Annotated in this window: 1 protein-coding gene and 1 pseudogene; one reads left to right on the top strand and one right to left on the bottom strand. The window is 42.1% G+C overall.

All coding sequences use genetic code 11. The features are described 5' to 3' along the window. Positions 1–14: 14 nt before the first annotated feature. Positions 15–769: pseudogene (locus BWI97_RS29385) on the top strand (glycoside hydrolase family 43 protein). 1,422 nt (positions 770–2,191) lie between these two features. Here the strand turns inward: BWI97_RS29385 and BWI97_RS25950 are convergent. Next, on the bottom strand, positions 2,192–2,602 hold the full coding sequence (locus BWI97_RS25950; protein WP_102203388.1) for a hypothetical protein: 411 nt from the start codon (positions 2,600–2,602) through the stop codon (positions 2,192–2,194). Positions 2,603–3,064: the final 462 nt, after the last annotated feature.

Genomic DNA, 3,064 nt, shown 5'->3' with positions numbered 1-3,064 from the left:
CGGATTCGCTGGGTATGATCCTGACTAAAGGCGACCATACGTTCGGCAGCAAGGGCTTCTGGGCACCCCAACTATTCAGCGAACAGGGCCTGTATTATCTGACGTATACCGCCGATGAACAAACCGTATTGGCCCAGTCAACATCATTATTGGGTCCTTACCGACAAAAAGAAGTGGGCCCGATTGATGGCTCTGAGAAAAATATCGATTCCTATATTTTTAAGGATACCGATGGGAAATACTACCTCTACAGCGTACGCTTTGATCAGGGGAATTACCTGTATGTGGCCGAGTTCGACCTGAAACCGGAACCATCAAAGCCGAAACCCTGAAACGATGTTTTAATCAGACCGAGCCCTGGGAGGCAACGCCTAAGTATCAATCAGCACCCATCATGGAAGGGCCTACGGTGATAAAATTGAAGAATAAGTATTACCTGTTTTATTCGGCCAACCATTTTCATAATATTGATTATGCGATTGGCTATGCGGTAGCCGATTCGCCTTACGGGCCTTGGGTAAAGTATAAAAATAACCCGATCATTCATCGATCGATCGTTGGCGAAAATGGCTCCGGCCATGGGGATTTGTTTGAAGGAATCGACAAGCAATTATATTACGTGTACCACATTCATAACTCATCCGAGAAAGTCGGCCCCCGTCGGACGCGGATCGTACCCGTCGTCAAACAATGGGATAAAAAAGCCGGAGTGTATCAGTTTAGCGTAAAAGGGGATGCGGTCATAGTCCCGGTAATGGCCGAAAAGTAAGGCGGGGTTGTCCAGGAGAGGAAAGCTAGTTGAAAGCTCTTAAACCTATTGCTGGCGGGAAATCCAGTCATTCGTCATCCCCGGCACGCCCATTCGCAAAGCCTTATTTTGATGGTAAAACTATGGCTGTGTGGGACAAAGACAGCCACTAGCTGCCTGGCTAGATAGAAGGGGCTGGAGTTGTAGCCAGATCGGTGTTTGAAAGAATCATGAATGCCTCTGACTGGTAAAATTTCCGCTTAAAAAGGCTTGGACAGAAATTTTATATGTCTTATATGGTCGTTTGTAAAAGGTTATAACGGCCTTTTACTTTGATTCGGGTGAAAAGTAGATCTTCATCAAGTCATTATCTCGGTCAAAAGTATATCCTCTCCAGTAGTAAACGTGGAAGGAACTATCCTTCGCCATCGCATAGGGCTTTCTCATGTCTACTTCTGTGTTTAGACAACGGATTATTAGCCTTGGAGAAGTAGTATTTCTATCAGCTTTGTAAAATTCAACAGTGTAAGGTTCAGGATCATCGAATAAATCCTTGAGTATGAGAGAACGCTCGTTGATCTCGTACTCATAGGCAGGGTCCACGTTTTCTCTGGATTTGTCAGAGCACGACAATAAGCTCGACAACAAAAGAAGTAATAAGAAATGCTTCATAAAGGTTGATTCGATTTATTAGTTAACGTGTGTATACTAGGCTGTTATATAAGTGTTTGTATGTTGAGTAAAACCCTGAAAGGTCAATTTTCCCTTTTTGCCTCTGGAATTCTCAACCGACCTATGTAGTAATTAGCTTTCAGGTTTAAACCTAGCGTTTGGGGGACGTACTTATCATTAATTCGGGTAAAACTAGGCTTAGGGGGGTACCATAGATCGCTTCCAGTCCGACACTTAACCGAGGCGTGGGATGGTAAAGAACGCCTGTCCGAAACTGCACGGTAGCCTTGATTGTTGGGAATAGAGATCTTCCTTGGCTACCTCCAGGCATCGCTCCTCCAGGTTGCACCAACTACTCGAGCCCGGAAACTCGGCTCCCAGGGCTCCACTGACAGTCCATTCAAAGGGATTAAACCGAATAAGCCGCTGTTCTAATAAAGCTACTAAAGTGAAGAAGTTTTCTCTTCGGCTTACTTCGGCAGATAGTGGTTCAATGGTATATTCAGGATAATAACGAGTAAAATACGTTCGGCGGTAACCCCAAAGGGCTCCTATACGAAGCTGGGTCGGTTTACCATGGTCAAATCCTAACCAAAAACCAGTCTGTATGCCCGAGCCCCATTGTTTTTTTGATTGGTAGTGATGTGGATTTACAATTGATGCTTTACTCCATAGGGGCCCATGCTCAATCGATAACTGTGCATGAATAAAAGGGCTAAACAGTATTAATAAAATAGCAGTAAGAAAGTATCGTAGCATAGGAAGGCATAACTAGAGGTCTTTTTTAACCCAATTCTTTAAAATAGTATCGGCTTTTATGACATAGCGAATGTTGTAGGCCAAAGTTCTTGAAAAGCCGTCACTAACGGAAACTAGACTTGGCTCACAGTCACTTTTCCAGGTATAAAGCCTACAACCAACAGTTCGATCTGAAGAAAGATATTGTGAATTGTAACGAAGAATAATACTATCATGAGCTACTAAGGGAGCAATCAGCAGCGAATCATATTTGATATTCTTATCTTCATCTTGTAAGCGTATGGCTAGGCGAGGAATTAATTCAGAGGTTTCGTTCACAATAGTAAAGGAAGTGTACGCTCGATCTTCAATTTCCGAGAAAGGTGTCTTACAGGAAGCAAAAAGGAAAGCCAGCAGCAAAAGGCTGGAGAACGGAATTCGCATTATTTACTAATCAGGTTGGTGAAAGGCTAAAGGTACGTCTTACTATATTATCTATTAAAGGCATGTTCGGTTAACAAGATTTCATACTTTAAACCTGTTGTAGAATCAAACGTTATGATAAGCTAATAAAGTCGTAACGTCAAGACTACTATGGAGCCTTAACACTAGTCTCCATTACGCGAATCTGTTTCAAATCAACCATAGTAGGTATAAAAAGATCACAATGGAAAATTAGTAAAACACCTTCTATATAGAATAAAAAGAAAAAACGTATCGTTGAGTTGAATCTAAATTACTGATTAGAGGGCTACAAGTTTTGACCACATGCCTATACTGTTTCTCTTTTACAGTTACCTCCTGCCATAGTAAATCCTAGACGTTTTGTCGCCGAGCGTTGGTCGTAAATAATTGTTTAATCCTATAAAAAAGCGTACGGAGTTTCAAGAGCATTTAATAAAAATC

It is taken from the genome of Siphonobacter sp. BAB-5405 (genome assembly GCF_002872335.1).
In the GTDB taxonomy this organism is placed as follows: Bacteria; Bacteroidota; Bacteroidia; order Cytophagales; family Spirosomataceae; genus Siphonobacter.
The sequence above is the reverse complement of the archived record's forward strand: the minus strand, read 5'-3'. Positions and strand labels throughout refer to the sequence as shown.

What these genes read in the sequence shown, in the direction of transcription:
- BWI97_RS25950 (WP_102203388.1), bottom strand. Translation starts at nt 2,602, where the DNA reads ATGCGAATTCCGTTCTCCAGCCTTTTGCTGCTGGCTTTCCTTTTTGCT.